This is a genomic window from Nocardioides seonyuensis (assembly GCF_004683965.1).
Lineage (GTDB): Bacteria > Actinomycetota > Actinomycetes > Propionibacteriales > Nocardioidaceae > Nocardioides > Nocardioides seonyuensis.
In genome coordinates, this window is the sequence record NZ_CP038436.1 from 1670224 (window position 1) to 1688236 (window position 18013).

Below are 18013 nucleotides of genomic sequence, written 5' to 3' on the forward strand. Positions count from 1 at the left end.
GTGTCGCCACCGCTGGCCCCCGACCCCATCAGGTTGTCGTGAGACGTCAGCGCCTCACGCGGATCGTGACCCTCTCCTTGTCGGGGAGCACCGCAGCGTCACCGCTGTAGGAGACCTTGACCTTGATCTTGCCCTTCTTCTGGCGCTTCTTCAGGTCGGCCTCGGGCAGGCGGAGCTTGGCGACCCCGAAGCTGTCCAGCGTGACCGTGTAGGTCTTGTTCCGCTCGACGGCCCCGCGGACCTTCACCTCCACGGTTCCGGTGGGGGTGACGTCCGGGGCGGTGACGATGATCTTCACCTTCGGGCGCGTGCCCTCTCGGACGTTGCGGTCGGTGACGATCATGATGCTCGGGTCGACCTTCGGACCCGTGACCACGACGTTGACCGGTGTCGAGGTGCTGGGCCTGGTCGCGGCGTCACCGAGGTACTTCGCCGTCACCGGGAAGGTCCCGGCCGTGGTGAAGCCGGTCAGCGTGGCCGTGGCCTTGCCGTCGGCGCCCACCGGCGCGGTGCCGGCAAGCCGGTCACCGACGAGGAACTGCACGTCCCCTGTCGGGGTGGCGTCCCCGGTGGACGTCACCGTCGCCGTGGCCGTCGGCGTGCCTCCGACCCCGAACTGGGACGGGTCGACCGAGAGTCCGGTCGTCGAGTCCACGGGCTCGACCGGAGGCGTCCCCGGCTTGGTGACCACGACGTTGACCGGTGCGGAGGTGCTCGGCCTGGTCGCGGCGTCACCGAGGTACTTCGCCGTCACCGGGAAGGTCCCGGCGGTGTCGAAGCCACCCAGCGTGGCCGTGGCCTTGCCGTCAGCGTCGAGGTCCGAGGTGCCTGCCAGCCGGTCGCCCACCCAGAACTCGACCTGACCGGTCGGAGTGGACTCACCTGCGGAGAACACCGTGGCCGTGGCGGTCGTGGTGCCGTTGGTCCCGATCTGGTCCGGCGAGACCGCCAGGGCGACTTCGCTGCGCTCCAGGGAGCCCGCGACCTTGACCATGGCGGATGCCGTCTCGGGCTTGGCGCCCGGGTCGTTGGTCGTGTGCACGGCCTTGTTGACCAGCTCCTGGCGCTCGTGGACATCCTCGTCCACGGTCACCTGGTAGCTGAAGCTGGCCGTCGGCGCCTCCGGCTCGGAGTACCTGGCACAGACGTTCAGCCCGTCCTCCAGCACCGTGGTGGCGTCACCGGCGTTGACCAGCGCAGCACCCACCGTGCCCTCGGCGTTCTCCGTGCCGATCGTGACCGGCGCCCCGGGGTCGCTCCCGAGGATGGGTCCTGCGTCGATGTTGTCGTAGGCGAAGACGAGGTCGTTGCTGCCAGCGACGGCGAAGACCTCCATGTCCAGCGACCCGGCAGCGCCGGCGTCGTCGCCGTACATTCGCATGTTGTCGTACTCCACGACGGCGACCGTCCCGCCCCCGGCCGTGGCCAGGGAGACACCGGAGTTGCTGGCGGCGTCGTAACGGAACTGCATGTCCTGCCACAGCATCGCGGCGAGGTTGTTGGGCGCCGCCGTGTCAGGGACGTCCTGGGGGGTCCAGGGCTCTCCGGCGTATCCCGACCCGTAGACCAGGAATCCGTCGTCGCTGAACTCCAGACCGCTGTAGTTCTGCCCCGAGAAGCCGAACTGCGTGCTGGTGAACGCCGAGTAGGTCACGGTGTCCCCGGTCTCCTCGTCGACGCCGATGGTCGCCTGGGGCGTGATGGCCCCGTTCGAGACGGCGTAGAGGTCGACGTAGCCGGGACCGAACGGCGTCACGCAGGAGTCGTCGTCAGCACTCGTCGTGATGGTGTAGCTGCCCTCGTCCCCGAAGGTCGAGACCAGCTCACCGGACCACGAGACCACACCGTCCTCGAAGGTGGCGCCGTCGGTGGCGGAGCCGTCGACGTACGTCGTGCCCTCGGGGAGGGTGTCCTCGATGGTGTAGGTGAGGTCCTCAGGAGTGACGTTGGGTGCGACCTCGACCGTGTAGGTGATGGTCTCACCGGGAGCCGCGGTCTCCTTGTCGGCCGTCTTGGTCACGTCGTCCTCGATGCGGTGGACCGTCACCGGGACCACACCGATGTCACCGTCGGCACCTGGAGCCGTGCTGAGGGTGAGCGCGCCGTGCCAGGTCTCCCCGGCGTCCAGCTCCGGCTCGTCCCAGAACGTGCGGATGTCGAACGGGGTGGCGGCCGGAAGCGCACCCTCGGGGCCCTCGGCCCAGAGGTTGCCCTTGTCGCCGGCCACGACGGCCGTGCGGAGGTCGGTGGTGTCGGACCCACCGGCCGTCGAGGCCTCCCAGTTCTGGACCAGCACCCACCAGGTGCCGGCCTCCGGCTCTGCGATCTCGCAGTGCTCGTCCGAGCCGCCGGTGGCGCTTGCGCAGGCGACGTTGGCCTCGCTGACCTCACCGGTTCCGACGAACAGGTCGAAGTCCGGAGCGGTCGGGTTGCCCAGGCTGGCGAGCAGGCTCGCGGCGCCCTCGGGCACCTCGATCTGCTCGACGTGCACGCCGTTGCCGTCGAACGGGTTGGTGTTGGTGGAGTCCTCGACGACCGAGATCTGCTTGCTCTGCTCGGGGACGAGTCCACTCGCGTCGATCTGGAGGTCGGTGATCTCGATGGCCTCCAGGTCGGTCGACACCTGCGAGCCGGCGTCACGACGCGTCGTGATGTCGATCTCGGACGGCAGCACGCCCGCGGAGGGCAGCACGCCCACCGGCAGGTGCGCGACCGGCGCGTCGGAACCGTCGGGCGGCGTCAGCACGAGGGTGCCGAAGAGCCAGGTGTCGGTCGGCGTGCCGGAGGCGATCTCGGCCGTGACGGTCACGTCGGCGGTACCGCCGTCGGTCAGCGCGATGGTGTCGACGTCGGCGTCGAGCGTGAGCCCGTCGGAGAGGTTCTCCACCGAGACGGTCCAGGAGCCGACGCCGGTCGAGGTGCCCGTGAAGGTCCGGGTCCACTCGCACGACTGCAGGCACTCGTCGTCGGCCATGCTGGCCGTGTTGAGGGCACGCACGTCACCGCCGGCGCTGGGGTCAGCGCCCTGGTAGCCCGTCAAGTCCTCGTCGAGGACGAGACCGGCCTTGGCAGCGCGTCGCAGCTCGACGCGTCCCGAGCCCATGTCGAACCAGTCGGCGTCGGTGCCGTCGGAGTCGGTGATGTCTCGCTCGGAGGTCGTCATCAACGCCGACTGCGCCTCGGCCGGGCTCCACTCGGGCTGCACGCCCTTCAGCAGCGCCAGGGCACCAGCCGTGTGCGGGCTGGCCATCGAGGTGCCGGAGATGAAGTGCCACTCCTCGGCGTTGTCGGTGCCGGCCGCTGCGAGGATGTCCACGCCGGGGGCCGAGACGGACGGGCTGATCGAGGACACGGACCGGTTCGGACCGCGGCTCGAGAAGGCGGCCATGATGTCGCCGTTGGCCGGGTCGATGTCGATCTGCGAACCGGAGAGGGCAGCCTCCGCACCGGGGTGCGCCTCCATGTAGTCCTTCAGGACCACGCCGTCGGCGTAGGTGATGTGTGCTGCCGGCAGCGCGTGGGCGTCGCCGTTGAGGGAGTCGCCACTGGCCTCGTCGTTGGCGAGGATCATGCCCTCGGCACCGTTGAACGCGACGATCTCGCCCTTCTCGACGCGACCGTTGCCGCCGCGGTCACAGACGACGATCAGGCCGGTGAGGTCGGGGGTCCACAGCGGGTCCCCGGACGTCTCGTCGTACTCGGTCTCGCAGGTCGGGTTGTCGTACGGCGCGTCGCCGGCGTAGACCAGCGGGTAGGAACCGTCCGTCGGGCCGGAGAGGCCCGAGCCGGGGATGTCGGGAAGGGTCGAGGCGTCCGTCGCGGTGATGTCGGTGACCGAGGCGACGTACTTGCGGTCGTGGGTCGTGGCGCCGACCGTGGTCATCCACGGCACGTCACCGGGGCTGCCGAGCGTGAACGCACCGGGGCCGTCGTTGCCGGCCGAGGTCGCCACGTGGATGCCGGCGGCACGCGCGTTGAGGAAGCCGATCGCGTCGGCGTCGCTCCACGGGTTGGAGGGGCTGCTCGAACCGATCGAGTAGTTGAGGGCGTCGACGCCGTCGACGATGGCCTGCTCGATCGCGGCGACGATGGAGGAGCCTTGGCAGCCGGCGCCGTCGCAGACGTCGTAGCCGATGATGTTGGCGTGGGGGGCCACGCCCTTGATCGTGCGGTTGACCGAGAACTCGCCACCCTCTGCGTAGGCGGTTGCGTCGACCTGGTTGCCGGCGGCGGTGCTGGCGGTGTGGCTGCCGTGACCGTCGTCGTCGTAGTTGCCGTCGTCGTTGTTGGCGACGTCGAAGTCCCAGTAGCCGATGACCTTGTCGTTGCAGCCCCAGTCGGGGATGTAGTCCTCGTTCTCGGGGTCGCACACACCGACGGGACCCGTCCAGCCGGCCGGGAGGTCGTGGTCGTAGCCGTCTCCACCCACGTCGGCGAACGACGCGTTGGCCGGGTTGAGCCCGGTGTCCAGGACACCGACGATGACACCCTCACCCTGGCTGCCGACGCCGCCGGGGACGTTCGAGCCGTCCCAGATGGTCGGCGCACCGATCCACTCGGGGCCGTTGTCGGTGTCGAGCTGGCGCTTGAAGTCGACCTGGACGGCCTTGACGCCGTCGATGCGCGCGACCCGCTGGGCCTGCTTCCGCGTCAGCTTCACCGTGATGCCGTTGATGGCGTGGGTGAAGGAGCGCAGGACCTTGGGGGTGGACCCCGTGACCCGGGCGATGGAGGCGGTGAGGTCGGCCTGCTCGGACTTGAGCTCCTTGCCGTAGGCGGTTGCTCCCTGGGGCATCCGGTCGCCACGATCCGAGGCGGTCGAACGCGTCGGCACAGCGGGCGCGTCCAGCTGGACGATGTAGGTCTCGGGGCCCGAGGCCGTGCCGAGCTCGAGCACGGTGCCCTTCGACAGCGCCTTGGCCGGGGAGGCCTGCGCCGACTTGAACTCAGGAAGCGGCTCGTCCTTGGCGCTGGCCGGCGTGGACGGCGCGAGGGCGATGACGAGCGCGGCTGTGCATGCAGCCGCAAGGGTGCGTCTGATCAACGGAGGATCTCCCCTACAGAGTGTCGGCTCCCCCGAGCGACGACCGAGATACGCGAGGCATGCTGAGAGGGAGATGAGAAAAATGGTGTGGGTGTTGTCTAAGTCACAGACGTGCCGATGTCAATGCATCGGCTCGGGGGAACGACCGCTCACCGCAAGTCATCCGTGGCGTCGGGGTCAGCGCCGCACGACCTCCGGCCCCCGCCCGGTGAGCAACCAGCGATCGCCCCGGGCGCGGACCCACAGGGCCACGCCCCGGGCTCCCATGAAGACCACCGCCATCGCCACCCACACCGCCACCAGGCCGTGCACGGCCGTCGCGGCGACGAGCGCGGCAGGGGCGTAGACGCCGAGGACGACCAGCCCGGTCCAGGCCAGGTAGGTCCCGTCGCCGGCACCGATGAGGACCCCGTCGAGCACGAAGACCACGCCTGCGACGGGCTGGCCCAGCGCAGCGACGAGCAGGACGGGCACCAGCAGGTCGCGCACGTCCTGGTCGGGGGTGAACAGCACCCCGAGGTACGGCGACAGCGCGGCCAGCCCGAGCCCGGTGACCACGCCGCTGCCGATCCCCCACGCCACCATCCGGCGGGTCAGGGCGCGGGTCGCCTCCGCATCACCCGCACCCAGGGCCCGCCCGGTGAGCGCCTGGGCCGCGATGGCGATCGCGTCGAGCGCGAAGGCCAGGAACGTCCAGATCGTCATGGCGATCTGGTGGGCGGCCAGGTCGACCTCGGTGTCCGGGCCGGCGACCGTGACGGCGTACGTGCTGACGAGCAGTGCGGCGCGCAGCGCCACGGTGCGCACGACCAGGGCGACGGCTGCGTGGGCGGCGCCGAGGATGCCGTGGAGGTCGGGCGTCATCGGCGACCCCTCGGCGCGGGCGGCGCGTACGACGACGAGGAGCAGCGCCGCCGCCGAGGCGACCTGGGCGATGACCGAGCCGATGGCGGACCCGGCGATCCCCAGTGCGGGGACCGGGCCGAGGCCGTAGACCAGCAGGAAGTTGAGGGCGATGTTGAGGGCGTTGCCGAGGACGGCCACCACCAGTGGGGTGCGGGTGTCCTGGAGCCCGCGCAGGATTCCGGTGGTCGCGAGCATGACCAGGAGCGGTGTCGTGCCGAGGAAGGCGATCCGCAGGTAGGTCACGCCGTGGTCGGTGACCTCGGCGCCCGCGCCGAACGCCCCGACGAGGGGTTCGGTGAGCAGGACGCCCGCGGCGGTGGTGGCGACCCCGATGATGACTGCGAGCCACACCCCGTCGATGCCCTGGGCGAGGGCTGCACGCACGTCGCCGGCACCCAGGAGGCGCGCCACGGACGCCGTGGTGCCGTAGGCCAGGAAGACGCACAGCCCGACGGCGGTCTGCAGCACCACCGCCGCGATGCCCAGACCGGCGAGCTCGGGGGTGCCGAGGTGCCCCACGATGGCGGCGTCGGACAGCAGGAACAGCGGCTCGGCGATCAGCGCGAGGAACGCGGGAACGGCCAGCCGGAGGATCTCCCGGTCCACGTCCTTCCAGCGCACCGCGCCAGCGTAGTGGTCCGTACAGCACCGACCCGCCAGGAGTAAATGGTCCGTTCGGGTGACTGTGAATGACTTGTGGATTGTGGCGGCACAACGTGGAGAAACCGCCGTGTCGACAAAGCAACCGCGCGATTCCAGATGTCGGACGGATGGACCCAAGTAGTTTTCGTCCACAGTGTGTGGAACGCATTCCCGCAGGTCAGAGGGGGGTCGGCGGCAGATTGTCAGGTCTTGTCCACAGAATGCTCCCCAGCAAGTGCACACCATGCCGCGTGTCGTCCACGGGCCAGGCCCGGTTATCCCCAGGGTCTGTGGATAACTCGGTGTCACCGACTGGTGGTCAGGCCCCTTCGGGACGTACTTTCGCGGGCGATGTCAGTGGTGGGACCTAGCGTCACCAAGGCATGGACTACGAGCAGGGAGACGCGTGAGCATCACCGAGCAGAGCCGCCACACCGACGGCGGTCCCGAGTGGGGTGACGGCCCGGCGGCCTACGAGCCCGGTGACGCGCCGCGCCAACCCAACGACCGCACGCCTCCGCAGGACAACGCGGCCGAGCAGAGCGTCCTCGGCTCGATGCTCATCTCGAAGGACGCGATCGCCGACGTCGTCGAGGCGGTTGCGGCGGTCGACTACTACCGCCCCGCCCACGAGATCATCCACGAGGCGATCGTCGACCTCTACGGCCGCGGCGAGCCCGCTGACCCCATCACCGTGGCGGCCGAGCTCCAGCGCCGCGGCGAGCTCCAGCGGGTGGGGGGAGCCCCCTACCTCCACACGCTCTCGGCCAACGTGCCGATCGCCGCCAACGCCGGCTACTACGCCGAGATCGTGCGGGAGAAGGCGATCCTGCGCCGCCTCGTCGAGGCCGGCACCCGCATCGTCTCCATGGGCTACGCCGGTGAGGGCCAGGTCGACACGCTGGTCGACAGCGCCCAGGCCGAGGTCTACAAGGTCACCGACCGGCGCTCGTCTGAGGACTACGCGCCGCTGTCCGACATCATGAACCCCGTCCTCGACGAGATCGAGGCGATCGGCAACCGCGAGGCCGGCCTCTACGGCGTGCCCACCGGCTTCGCCGACCTCGACGACCTGACGAACGGCCTCCACGCCGGGCAGATGATCATCGTCGCCGCGCGCCCCGCCATGGGCAAGTCGACCCTCGCCCTCGACTTCTGCCGGGCGGCCTCGATCCACAACAACCTCACCAGCGTCTTCTTCAGCCTCGAGATGACGCGCTCGGAGATCATGATGAGGCTGCTGTCTGCCGAGGCGAAGGTGCCGCTCAACCACATCCGCAACGGCTCCATGCGCGACGAGGACTGGGACAAGCTGGCGCGCAAGATGGGCCAGGTCTCCGGGGCCCCGATGTTCATCGACGACTCGCCGAACATGACGATGATGGAGATCCGGGCCAAGGCGCGCCGGCTCAAGCAGCGCCACGACCTCAAGCTCATCGTCATCGACTACATGCAGCTGATGACCTCGGGGCGCAAGGTCGAGAGCCGCCAGCTCGAGGTCTCGGAGTTCTCCCGCAACATCAAGCTCCTCGCCAAGGAGCTCGAGCTCCCGGTCATCGCGCTCTCCCAGCTCAACCGTGGCCCCGAGCAGCGCGGCGACAAGCGGCCGATGATGTCCGACCTGCGCGAGTCCGGCTCGCTCGAGCAGGACGCCGACATGGTGATCCTCCTCCACCGCGACGACGTCTACGAGAAGGAGTCGACCCGCCCCGGCGAGGCCGACCTCATCGTCGCCAAGCACCGCAACGGCCCCACCCGCGACCTCACCGTCGCCTTCCAGGGCCACTACTCCCGCTTCGTCGACATGGCGCAGGGCTGAGTGCGAATCTCGCGGACAGATGAAACAGAGACTGTTTCGTTTCAGATCGCGCGGTGCTGAGTTCCTCCGAGACCTGCCGACGTCCGTCGATTTGGGGTGACCGGGGGATCTTGGGACGCCGTCCCAAACTCGGTCCGGTCGCGTCTTGGCAACTGACCAAATCCCGACGGCTGGCGTTGATCGAGCACCCGCAACGGTGATGTTCGGTCAACCAGTTGTCGGTGCCCCGACTTACCTTCTGACTAGACCAGCGCGTCCCGCGTGGCCGTCCCGATAGCCGATCAACGGGGGTTGAGATGAGCAAGAACCCGCAAGCGGTGAAGTGTCGTCTTGAATGCCGAAGGTGTGGCTACTCCGTCATGATGTGCGTCCCGGTGCGCATCGGAGTGCCCGACTTCCTGCGGTGCGACCATGACAACCACGGCGGTGTACCCAAGGACGGGTCCGGCGACATCCTGTGCGAGCAGTGCCGCTGCCTGTGGCGCGTCGACGGAGACGACCTCACCAAGATGGCCGAGGGTTCCCTGCATCGGAACCTGCCCGAGTGGAAACGGCAGGGTGCCGTCACCCTGCTTTGCGGATTGGAGGCCCCATGAAGGTGTTCATCTCGTCTGTCCGGCGTGGACTCGAAGCCGAGCGGGATTACCTTCCGGACCTAGTCCGAGCGCTCGGTCACCAGCCACTGCGGTTCGAGGACTTCGGGGCCCAGGATCTGACCAGCAGGGGAGCCTGCCTTGGCGGGGTTCAGGAAGCCGACGTGTACCTGCTGCTGCTCGGCCCCACCTACGGCGGCGAGATGGATGACTCTCGCCTGTCCGCCACCGAGGAGGAGTTCAACACCGCAGCCGGGCGCGGGCTGCCCATCTACGTGTTCAAGAAGCGCGACATCACCCCCGACTCGGCGCAGGAGGCGTTCCTGTCCCGCGTGGGGAACTACCAGGAGGGCCGCTTCTGGACCGAGTTCGCCGACAACGCCGAACTCGGTGTCGCGGTCACCAAGGCGCTCCAAGGCCACCGGGAACCAGCGCCGCCATTCGCGCAGCAGTCACTCTCCCGTGCGGTGGAGGTGCCGTGGCGTCGTGAGCAGGCAACGCTGCCGCAGCCGAGAGACCACATCGCCGTCCTCGAAGTGCACGTCGTGCCGATCGAGCAGACCATCCTGCGTCCGGTCGCAACACTGGGCGACCTGGCTACCCGGCTGGCAACCGATGCCCGCCAGCAGGGCTTCTTCGGGCACGGCGACGCGCTCGACATCAACGCCGACACCGACAACGCCTGGGCTATCCGCAATGACCCCAACCACCGCAGCGGCTGGAACGAAGCGAGCACCGACCCCTTCGCCGGTGTCTACACCCGACGCGACGGCACCCTGAGCGCCTTCCAAGCCCTTCCGCGCGACATGCTCGGCTCCCTGGTCAACGAGGCCGACCTGATCCAGCGCCTGACCGTCCTCCTGCGCCACCTCACCCCGTACCTGCCCGAAGCAGCCAGCATCACCACAGCGGCTGCCATCGACCCCGCCGACACGGTCGTCGTGGGCGACCCGCAAACCGTCGGGAACCGCAACTCCGGGCACATGGGATTCGGGAGAGACAGCGCTCTGCGGGCCGGACCAGCCGACCAGATCGCCACCACCTCGCTCGCCCCGCACCTGCACGAGGTTGCCCGTGATCTAGCCGCGCGGCTCATACACGCGCTGCGCAGCAACGGCCGCTAACAGCCACACCGCGTGCATAGAGCGCGGACGCAGGGCGCGCCGACGGGTAAACGACCAAGCGCCTCCCGTCGGGGGCGGGTAACGTCCTTGGCGCAGGCGAGGGGGGTGGGATGGACCACCAACGACAGTCGAGTGAGGCCGCGTTCCCGCATGCCACGGCCACGCTGGCTGAGGCGGCCACGATGCTCGGACTGAGTCGCGAGCAGGTGCGCGCACTGGTCAACCAGGGCCTGCTCACCGAAACCGGCCGACCGGGAGACCAGCGAATCCGGGTCTCATCCATCCGCACTTTCAGCAGGCCGAACGACGGCGCAGCCGCGCAGCGATGCATCACCTGACGTCCTTACAGAACGAACTCGGCCTCACCGAGTAGCGAGCCGAGGCGACTGTGGCCCGAGTCGTCTGTCAGTACGGCTCGGGCCACGCCGTCGATCGCCGGTCCGCCTGTTCACCAGCCGACGTGACCGTTTCGTGCCGGGCCGAGGGCCGCCGTCGTCGGCGAGACCTCGTTCATGTCTAGCGTGGATCACTTCGATGCAGGCAAAATGCGAACCATGAGGACGATCGTGGACCTGCCCCAAGGGGTGTATGAACGTGCCACGCGGTTGTCCTCGAACCGTGGCGAGTCGCTCTCGGACACGCTCGCCGACCTCATCAACAGGGGCTTGCTCGGGCTCAGGGAGCAGTCCACGGTTTCCGTGGACGCGGTGAGCGGATTGCCCACGCTCACGATTGGTCGCCGCGTAACAGCAGCCGAGGTCGCCGAGGAACTCAACGAGGGATGAGACCCTGCGAGCAACTTCTCTCGCAACGGGACAACGCCCCAGGTCTCGGTGCGGCTTGGGACCCGCAAGGGATCACGCCACCCTCGGCGTGGCTGTGGCCCGAGCCGTCTGCAACACGGCTCGGGCCACATCGTCAACCTCTGGTTCGCCTGTTCACCGCGAACCAGACCTGCTCGGGCTGGGTCGAGGAGCCTGTCAACACCCCTCGCGACCATCCCGCCCGGTGGCCCGGTCCACCTGATCACCGCGCACCAGGGCCTTCACGGACGTTGACAGTATTGATCGTCGAGCCGGGTGAGCGGAAGGGGAGTGCCCCGAAGGCAGTCTCGAACCGGCCACGATCAACGACGTCGATTCAAGAGTTCGGCCATGAGTCCAGCGGCATTTCCATGAACCGGACTTCTTGGCCTACGTTCGCGAGTCGATGCCGCGACGCGCTGACCTCGTGGTCACCAATCCCCCACAGCAGATGAAGCGCTGGGTGGCACGTTTCCTCGGCGGATAATGTTGTGGTCACCAGGACCGGTGCTGAGTCAGAGGCCGCCACGAAGCATGGCCTGAGGCCAGAAGCCCTCGACCTCATCGAGTGTGACGATTCGGCGGTTCACGCCTCGGCCTTCGGACGGGCCAGCCGCTAGCAGGTCCCTCATCGGCTGATAGCCACTGTCACTAGGCATGAGTAGCCGATAGCGGTATGTGAGGTTTCCTGCGTCAATCACCACTACGATCGGCTTGGTGTCCTTGCTCGGGTATTTCGGCAGCGGATGAAAGTCGAACTCGATGCGGGAGTTTCGGTTGCTTTCGGGCATGACGAGTCGTGAAGCGATTCGTGCCACAACGGTGCCAGTGCTGCCGATCCGTTCAAGAGTGATGGAGCGCGTGGAGCCTTCCGTGAGCCCGAAGAACCTGCGGGTCACCTGAACGTTGAAGTGAACCTGACTCCAACGCCCTCCGGCCCCGGGCACCTCGGCAACAAGGGCCGGTTCAGTACCGGTCAGCAATGCAGGCATCTTCAGGGCGGTCATCACTACACCTTCTGCGGCAAGCGCATGATGTTGTCGTACGGCAGGACGGTCTTGCCGGTCGACTTCTTAGTCGGCGGCTTGGCCGCGATAATGATGTATTCGTGCACATTCTTGAACAACAGGTTCGGCGGGTAAGGGTACGACCCGAAGATGGGCCGCTGCCCGTTCGCTGACCCCCACTTTCCCCCTGTCCCGTCTTTGTTCCAGATGATTTCGTTTACAAGAACGAACCCGAGTTCGCGGAGGAGGATGACGAGGTCAGTAGCGAGCGGGAATGTCAACAGGCCGTGTTCAGTGTGCTGGTTGACATTCGCGGTATTGACGCAGAACTTGCGACCGGGCGCAAGCGCACGAAAAACCTCCGCAAAAGCGGGGCGCAGGGACTCAATGAACTCCAGGTAGCCCTCAACGTTGCCCAAGTTGCTCTCGCCGTCGCCGTAGTCAGCCTTGTTCCAGTACGGCGGAGAGGTCACCGCCAGGCCGACCGAATCGTCGGGGAGGTCGATCCTGCGCGCATCTCCCAAGGTGGGCTCGAACAGATGTCCGGAGCCGTTCAGGGCTGCCTTGTCGCGGAGCATGCGGTCCACGTAGACGGACGACTGGTCGATGCAGACGCCACGGCGACCGAGTTCTGCTGCTACCCGACCGGTTGTGCCAGTACCTCCAAAGGGGTCGAGCACGGTCTCATCGACAAACGAGAACATCTTGATGAGTCGCTTGGGAAGTTCCGGCGGGAACACAGCCGGGTGGTCGCTATCCGAGGTGTTCGCGATGCTCCAGACGGTCTTGGTGTACTCGCGCCACTCTTCCTTGGTGATCGCGCTAGCGTCGCGCTGCTCACGGGTTACAACAAGCGTCACAGGGTGTTCCTTCGAATGATGTTACGTCGGTCAGAGTCTGGGTCGACGACGACCAGAGACTCATGCCAATCGGCCAATGATGTCGTACTTGGACAGCCGACGAGGCTGAGAACCTGCTCATCGATGCTGTCGAGCAGGTCGCCGTGTCCCCAGGTTGGATATGTCACGGTGGTGCGGCCGCGATTCGTCGACACGGCGGGTTGTTGCAGGGCTTCCTTCCAGAGCCTGTCCCCGAGTTCAACGAGAGCGTTGAAGACCGCACCCGCTTCGTTCGGCACCGGACAGAGCCGGGTAAGCGTAGTCGTGACATGGAACCCATCGCCAGTTACGTGCCACAGCCAGAAGGCGACGCGGCTGCAGAGCACGGCGTATGCAGCGGAAGCATGTGCTTCGCTTCGAAATTGCAGAATAGACAGAGGGTTCTTGGAGTCGTGTCCGTCGGTCACCGCGCGATATGGGTCGCGGGTGACACCGAGGAAGTTGTACGCCGTCGGCGCGACCGCGACCACGTCCGACGTTGCGTGTGCTGCCGGACGCTGAATCCGGTCGAGAGGCTGGGCGGTTCTCCGCGTGAGCCACGAGTCGACGCGTCGCGTGTGCCGCAGACACGCGAGGTAGAGGTCGTGCTCCCAATCGGTGCTGACCTTCGGCAACGAGACAGGGACACCGGGAACGTCGGCTACCGGAACGGTCGGAATCTCCGCGAGGGCACGATGACGAGTCTTGCTGGTCCATCGGTACAGCGGGCTCACTGCGATTCCTGGAGTCGCGGCCTTGTCGACGTGGATGATGGCGTTCCTGGTCTTGATGTCATCGCCGAACAGCGCGTCCGGCACGCGGTCAAATGCCAGAAACTCGACCGATCCCGGCATCGCTGCCAGATGCTGTCGCAGTTGGGGAAACGGAGCACGCGTGGAGGTCACCTCCGAGAGCGGTGTGACCACTGCAAGGGCACCGTCGTCGGTCAGTACCGCCGCCGCTAGTTCGACGAATATCGGCGAAATGTCGGCGGCAGTTGAAGCCCCAGTCACGGGATGCAGTGACGGGATGTGGAACGTGCTTGCTGTGGGCTGCAGTGCAGCGTATGGCGGATTCGCGACGACCCGACTGAACCCCCGCCCCGCGATCTCGGGGAACGCGGCTTCGAGCCTCCACGGGTCCCGGTATCCCAGGGGACGGCCAGGCTCATGGAGAGTCGGTTTCTCCCAGTCGGGAGGATGACGGATGTGGGCCGCGTCGATGAGGAGCGCGTCCCCAGTCGCAAGGTTGCGCCTAAAGTGATGCCAGCGGTGCCACGGTGCTGATCCTTGGGTGCGGAGATGCAGGTCTTCGCTGGTCAGAACGAATGACGTGGTCTCCGCAGCCATCGGGTCGAGATCGACCCCGTACAGGCAGTCGCGAACACCGTCGTCGAGGCACGCGGACAAGACGGCGCGCAGGAACACCCCGCTGCCGTGTGCCGGGTCCAGCCACAGTTCATGGTCCTGGGTCGTTGCCGATAGCGCACGGTCAACCATCAGGTGCGCAACGTCCCCAGGTGTGTAGTAGACCCCGGCCTTCTTGCGGATTGCGCGCTGCTCGACGGTGCTGCGAGCGTTGAGCACGTCGCGACGAGTTGCCGCAGCCATCGAGTCGAGTAAGTAAGGCAGGAGCGCGCGGACCTCCACAGCGGGAGTGTCCGGCGGAAGCGGTACGACCGCGTTGGGGACCGCGATCGTGTCCGCGATGTCGTTGCCGTTCCAGAACCATTCGTGCGCGGCGGCCAAGCCCGCGGCTGCTGTGGGATGACCAACGCTGTAGGCGACGAGCCACTGACCGATGAGTGCCCATGCGGTGCGCCGTCCTCGCTCATCGGGTTGGAGCGTGAACCCGAGTCCCTGGCGGTCAGGTGCGTACAGGTCCTCGAACCGGTCGTGGCTAACGGCCTGGGCCAACGTCTCTGCGTAATCCCGAATGGGCTTCGCGATGCGCTCGACCGAAGGGACGAGTGGTCGATTGAGTCTCGGTGACGACAGCGCGACCCAGTCGGGAGGCGTTGTGCGGCGAGTCATGAATCAAACGGTATGTCGTGGCACCGACACTTTTGGCCTCGGCGCGCCCTGCCCCCCGGGTAACTTGACTCCGTGACCGACTATGCCCTGCTCGTGGCTGCGCCCGTGATGGATGGGAAACTCACCTTCAAAGACGGGACGCCAAGAGCCGACACCCTGCGGCTCGTCTCCGTAGGTGACAGGATCGTCCCACTCGTGCACAGCGGCGGCGACTCCGACGGTGTCGCCTTCATCCTTCGCGTGACTCATGCTGCCCGTGAGGGGAATCAAGACGGCGATCCGGTGGTGACCGTTCTCTGCGACACGGCCGACCTGGAGCAGCCGCTGAGCGTCGCGGAGTTTCTCAGGCTTCGCGGGCTTGACGACCCGATCGCAGCGGCGTTCCAACTTACGACACCCCCGAAGGCGATGATGGAGACGTCATCACCGCTCGCTAGCCTGGTCCTCGCCGCTGGAGCGAAGGACCGAGACGACGCATTGGTCTTCCGCCGCTTCTCGCTAGTGCAGACGCAGAACGTCAACGATGCGACGCAACTGCTGACTGATCACGGACGTGCTCCGCTTCCTGGCGACGGGGTGTTCATGTTCACGAACGCCGCGATGGTCGGCACGGCCACCGCTAACCAGAGCGGGGACCTGGTGGTGAAAGGCCAGCCGATCGCGCACTCGCCCGGCGAGGCCCTGACCATCCTCGTCGACGCGCAAGCCCGCGCGACTGCGAGCGATGTATTCGTTCCCGAACCGGCGATCCAGGCACTTGAGAAGGTGGTCGTCGCGCTCCAGGACCAATCGGTGGTGGTGGCGGTAGATGACTACGCGTCCTTCTACCCATTCACGAAGATCCTCCAGACCATCAACTCCGCGCTGCCACTGCTCAGCCGAGCCCCAGTGACACCGTCCGAAGGCGATGCGGCATCGTCGCCAACCACGGCCCCTCCGGCGGACACAGTTAACATCGCGGGGCTCACTGTCGAAGCCGTGCTCGCAGAACTACCCAACGGCTTCAAGATCCAGCGCGAGGTCGTCGCCGCTGCCGTTACGGCGTTGCGGGCAGGCAAGCACCTGCTCCTGGGAGGGCCTCCCGGCACAGGGAAGACAACCCTCGCCGAGGCCCTGTGCAGAGCGGTCGTCGGGCTGAACTACGACGTCACCACCGCTACGGCTGACTGGACGACGTTTGACACCATCGGCGGATATCTGCCAGACGAAAAGGGCCTCCGGTTCACACCCGGTGTGGTGCTCCGTTCACTGCGTAACGCCGGTTGGCTGATCATTGACGAGGTCAACCGAGCCGACATCGACAAAGCCTTCGGACCACTGTTCACGGTCCTGTCCGGCGGTGACGACGCGGCGGGCCGGACCTCCGTCCTCCCGTACCAAACCACCGACGGTCCCGTGACAATCAAATGGACCGACAAGGTCGAGGACAAGGCCAACATCTACCCGCTCACCCCCTCGTGGCGGCTTATCGGGACACTCAACGTGTCCGACAAAGCCAGCCTGTTCCGACTCTCGTTCGCATTCCTGCGCCGGTTCGCAGTGATCGACGTCCCTCTGCCGGAAGACGGCGACTACCGTGCCCTCCTGAAGCACTGGTACGACGCGGCAGGCATCACGGGCTATGACAGCCTGGTCGACGCGGGCATGGGATTGGCAAGGGGACCCGTGCAAATCGGTCCTGCCATCAGCGCCGACATCGCATCCTTCGTCGCGCAGGGCATCGCGAAGACCTCCTCCGACTCAGAGGCGTTCGAAGACATCGAGACAGCGTTTCTCACCGCAGTCCGACTCTTCGTCGTGCCTCAATACGAGGGCCAGCCGGAGCCGTCCGGTGAGCAACTCGCCAAGTCACTGCGGGCCGTACTGCCGAAGGTCAACGACGAAGAGTTCGCGCTGCTGCGGAGCGCCTTGAAGGACGTCGCGTTGCAGTGAGCCACATCGACACCAGCATGTCGTCCGGTCTTCGAGAGACACTCGTCGGAGAGGTAAAGGCATACCTTCCGGCATTCCTCTCAAGCGAAACCCGCGAACGCGCCGATCCGGTTGCCGCGACGAGCGATCTACTTGACATACCCCCTGCCTCCCTCAACCGCGCGCTCGCTGTCCATCTGATGCTCTCCGATGAGACGCGGGCCTTCATTGCTGACCTCCCAAACGGCATCCGACGGCCCGTGACAGAGTCCATCCGTCCACGGATTGCGGGCCGGACCGTCACATCAGGAATCGACTGGGCCGCTACCGTCCGCCATCAAGCCACGGCTAACCCGGCGGGCGGCGAGTGGGTCACTCGCCCGGCGAACCGAATGTTCGATCTGCCCGAGAACCAGGCGCTTGCCTGGGTGCTCGCGACACTGCAGGACCGCGCCCAGGTCGCCCTTCCGAGCCACGAGGGGTCCCTGCCTGCTTGGGCACAGGAGATACGGGAAGCAGAAGCGCGGGTGCGTTCCAGCAAGCGGACGGCGTGGCTTGAAGCCGTTCCCGCCAAGTGGCCGGGGGACACCGTCTACCAACGGCTCGCCGCTGATCGGCTCGGGTTCTACCGCACGCGCGTCACCGATACGGCACGCCAACTGCGCGCGGTTTTGAACAACCCCAGTCCTCAGACCCAGGTGGACGCGTTGTGCAACAGGTTCTTTGAACCCACGCAGGATTGGAAGTTGTTCGAGATCGGCGTACTGATGCGACTCTGCTGCGAGTTGGACCGGGTTGGGGAGCGCGTTCATCGGAGAGCGAACTTCGACGCTAGGCAGTTCTCACATCACCGCTTGCCTGAAGGGCGGGAGGTCCGTATCTGGTATCAGGCGTGGCCGGACACGAAGGAGAAGTCCGAACTTCGGGAGGCGGCGACCTACTACGGGGTCAAGGCCACAAACCGACCCGACATCACAGTGGAACTGCTGAAACAAGGGACGACCGTCAGGACCGTCGTCCTTGAATTGAAGGCGTCCAGTGCGTCGGAGTATCTCGGCAGCGGCTTCTCCCAGTTGCTGGGCTATCTTCGGGATCGGCCCGCGTACACGAATTGGCCCGCGTCCGGGTGGCTGGTTGCTCCACCCGAAGGCGGCTACGTGACCCGTCCGTCGGAGGGCAGAGCATTGTGGGTCGTCTCCTCGGACGACGTTGCGTCTAGCCTCGCCACAGCGGCGCTGTCTCTCTAACGGCTA

General features: G+C 66.7%; 12 protein-coding genes. 7 read left to right on the top strand and 5 right to left on the bottom strand.

The window, feature by feature from the left end:
• Positions 1-46: 46 nt before the first annotated feature.
• Positions 47-5044: a S8 family serine peptidase gene (locus EXE58_RS08210; RefSeq protein ID WP_135267428.1), complete on the bottom strand. Its 4998-nt coding sequence runs from the start codon at positions 5042-5044 to the stop codon at positions 47-49.
• Between the two features lie 177 nt (positions 5045-5221).
• Positions 5222-6571 (bottom strand): MATE family efflux transporter, encoded by a 1350-nt coding sequence (locus EXE58_RS08215; protein ID WP_244242489.1) that lies wholly within the window; start codon positions 6569-6571, stop codon positions 5222-5224.
• Between the two features lie 427 nt (positions 6572-6998).
• Here EXE58_RS08215 and dnaB point away from each other — a divergent pair, with 427 nt between their 5' ends.
• The 5 genes from dnaB (at position 6999) to EXE58_RS08240 (ending at position 10913) form a co-directional block, all read left to right on the top strand.
• Positions 6999-8411: a replicative DNA helicase gene (gene dnaB, locus EXE58_RS08220; protein WP_135267430.1), complete on the top strand. Its 1413-nt coding sequence runs from the start codon at positions 6999-7001 to the stop codon at positions 8409-8411.
• A 296-nt stretch (positions 8412-8707) separates the two neighbouring features.
• Positions 8708-9007, top strand: a complete 300-nt coding sequence (locus tag EXE58_RS08225) for a hypothetical protein (protein WP_135267431.1) — start codon at positions 8708-8710, stop codon at positions 9005-9007.
• A complete protein-coding gene (locus EXE58_RS08230; protein ID WP_135267432.1) occupies positions 9004-10128 on the top strand; it encodes a DUF4062 domain-containing protein in 1125 nt (374 codons plus the stop codon). The genes EXE58_RS08225 and EXE58_RS08230 overlap by 4 nt, the downstream gene beginning before the upstream one ends.
• A gap of 110 nt (positions 10129-10238) precedes the next feature.
• Positions 10239-10466: a helix-turn-helix domain-containing protein gene (locus EXE58_RS08235; protein WP_135267433.1), complete on the top strand. Its 228-nt coding sequence runs from the start codon at positions 10239-10241 to the stop codon at positions 10464-10466.
• Between the two features lie 216 nt (positions 10467-10682).
• Positions 10683-10913 (top strand): hypothetical protein, encoded by a 231-nt coding sequence (locus EXE58_RS08240; RefSeq protein ID WP_135267434.1) that lies wholly within the window; start codon positions 10683-10685, stop codon positions 10911-10913.
• Positions 10914-11446: 533 nt separating this feature from the next.
• On the opposite strand, the gene EXE58_RS08245 is transcribed toward EXE58_RS08240, so the two are convergent.
• From EXE58_RS08245 to EXE58_RS08255, 3 genes are read right to left on the bottom strand one after another with little or no spacing between them, the layout of a single operon-like run.
• A complete protein-coding gene (locus EXE58_RS08245) occupies positions 11447-11938 on the bottom strand; it encodes a hypothetical protein (RefSeq protein ID WP_135267435.1) in 492 nt (163 codons plus the stop codon).
• A gap of 2 nt (positions 11939-11940) precedes the next feature.
• Positions 11941-12798, bottom strand: a complete 858-nt coding sequence (locus EXE58_RS08250) for a site-specific DNA-methyltransferase (RefSeq protein WP_135267436.1) — start codon at positions 12796-12798, stop codon at positions 11941-11943.
• Positions 12795-14849: an Eco57I restriction-modification methylase domain-containing protein gene (locus tag EXE58_RS08255; RefSeq protein ID WP_135267437.1), complete on the bottom strand. Its 2055-nt coding sequence runs from the start codon at positions 14847-14849 to the stop codon at positions 12795-12797. The genes EXE58_RS08250 and EXE58_RS08255 overlap by 4 nt, the downstream gene beginning before the upstream one ends.
• A 72-nt stretch (positions 14850-14921) precedes the next feature.
• Here EXE58_RS08255 and EXE58_RS08260 point away from each other — a divergent pair, with 72 nt between their 5' ends.
• The gene (locus tag EXE58_RS08260; protein ID WP_135267438.1) at positions 14922-16781 is read left to right on the top strand and encodes an AAA family ATPase; all 1860 of its coding nucleotides are present in this window, start codon (positions 14922-14924) and stop codon (positions 16779-16781) included.
• A complete protein-coding gene (locus tag EXE58_RS08265) occupies positions 16778-18007 on the top strand; it encodes a hypothetical protein (protein WP_135267439.1) in 1230 nt (409 codons plus the stop codon). Before EXE58_RS08260 ends, EXE58_RS08265 begins: the two co-directional genes overlap by 4 nt.
• The last annotated feature ends 6 nt before the right edge of the window (positions 18008-18013 follow it).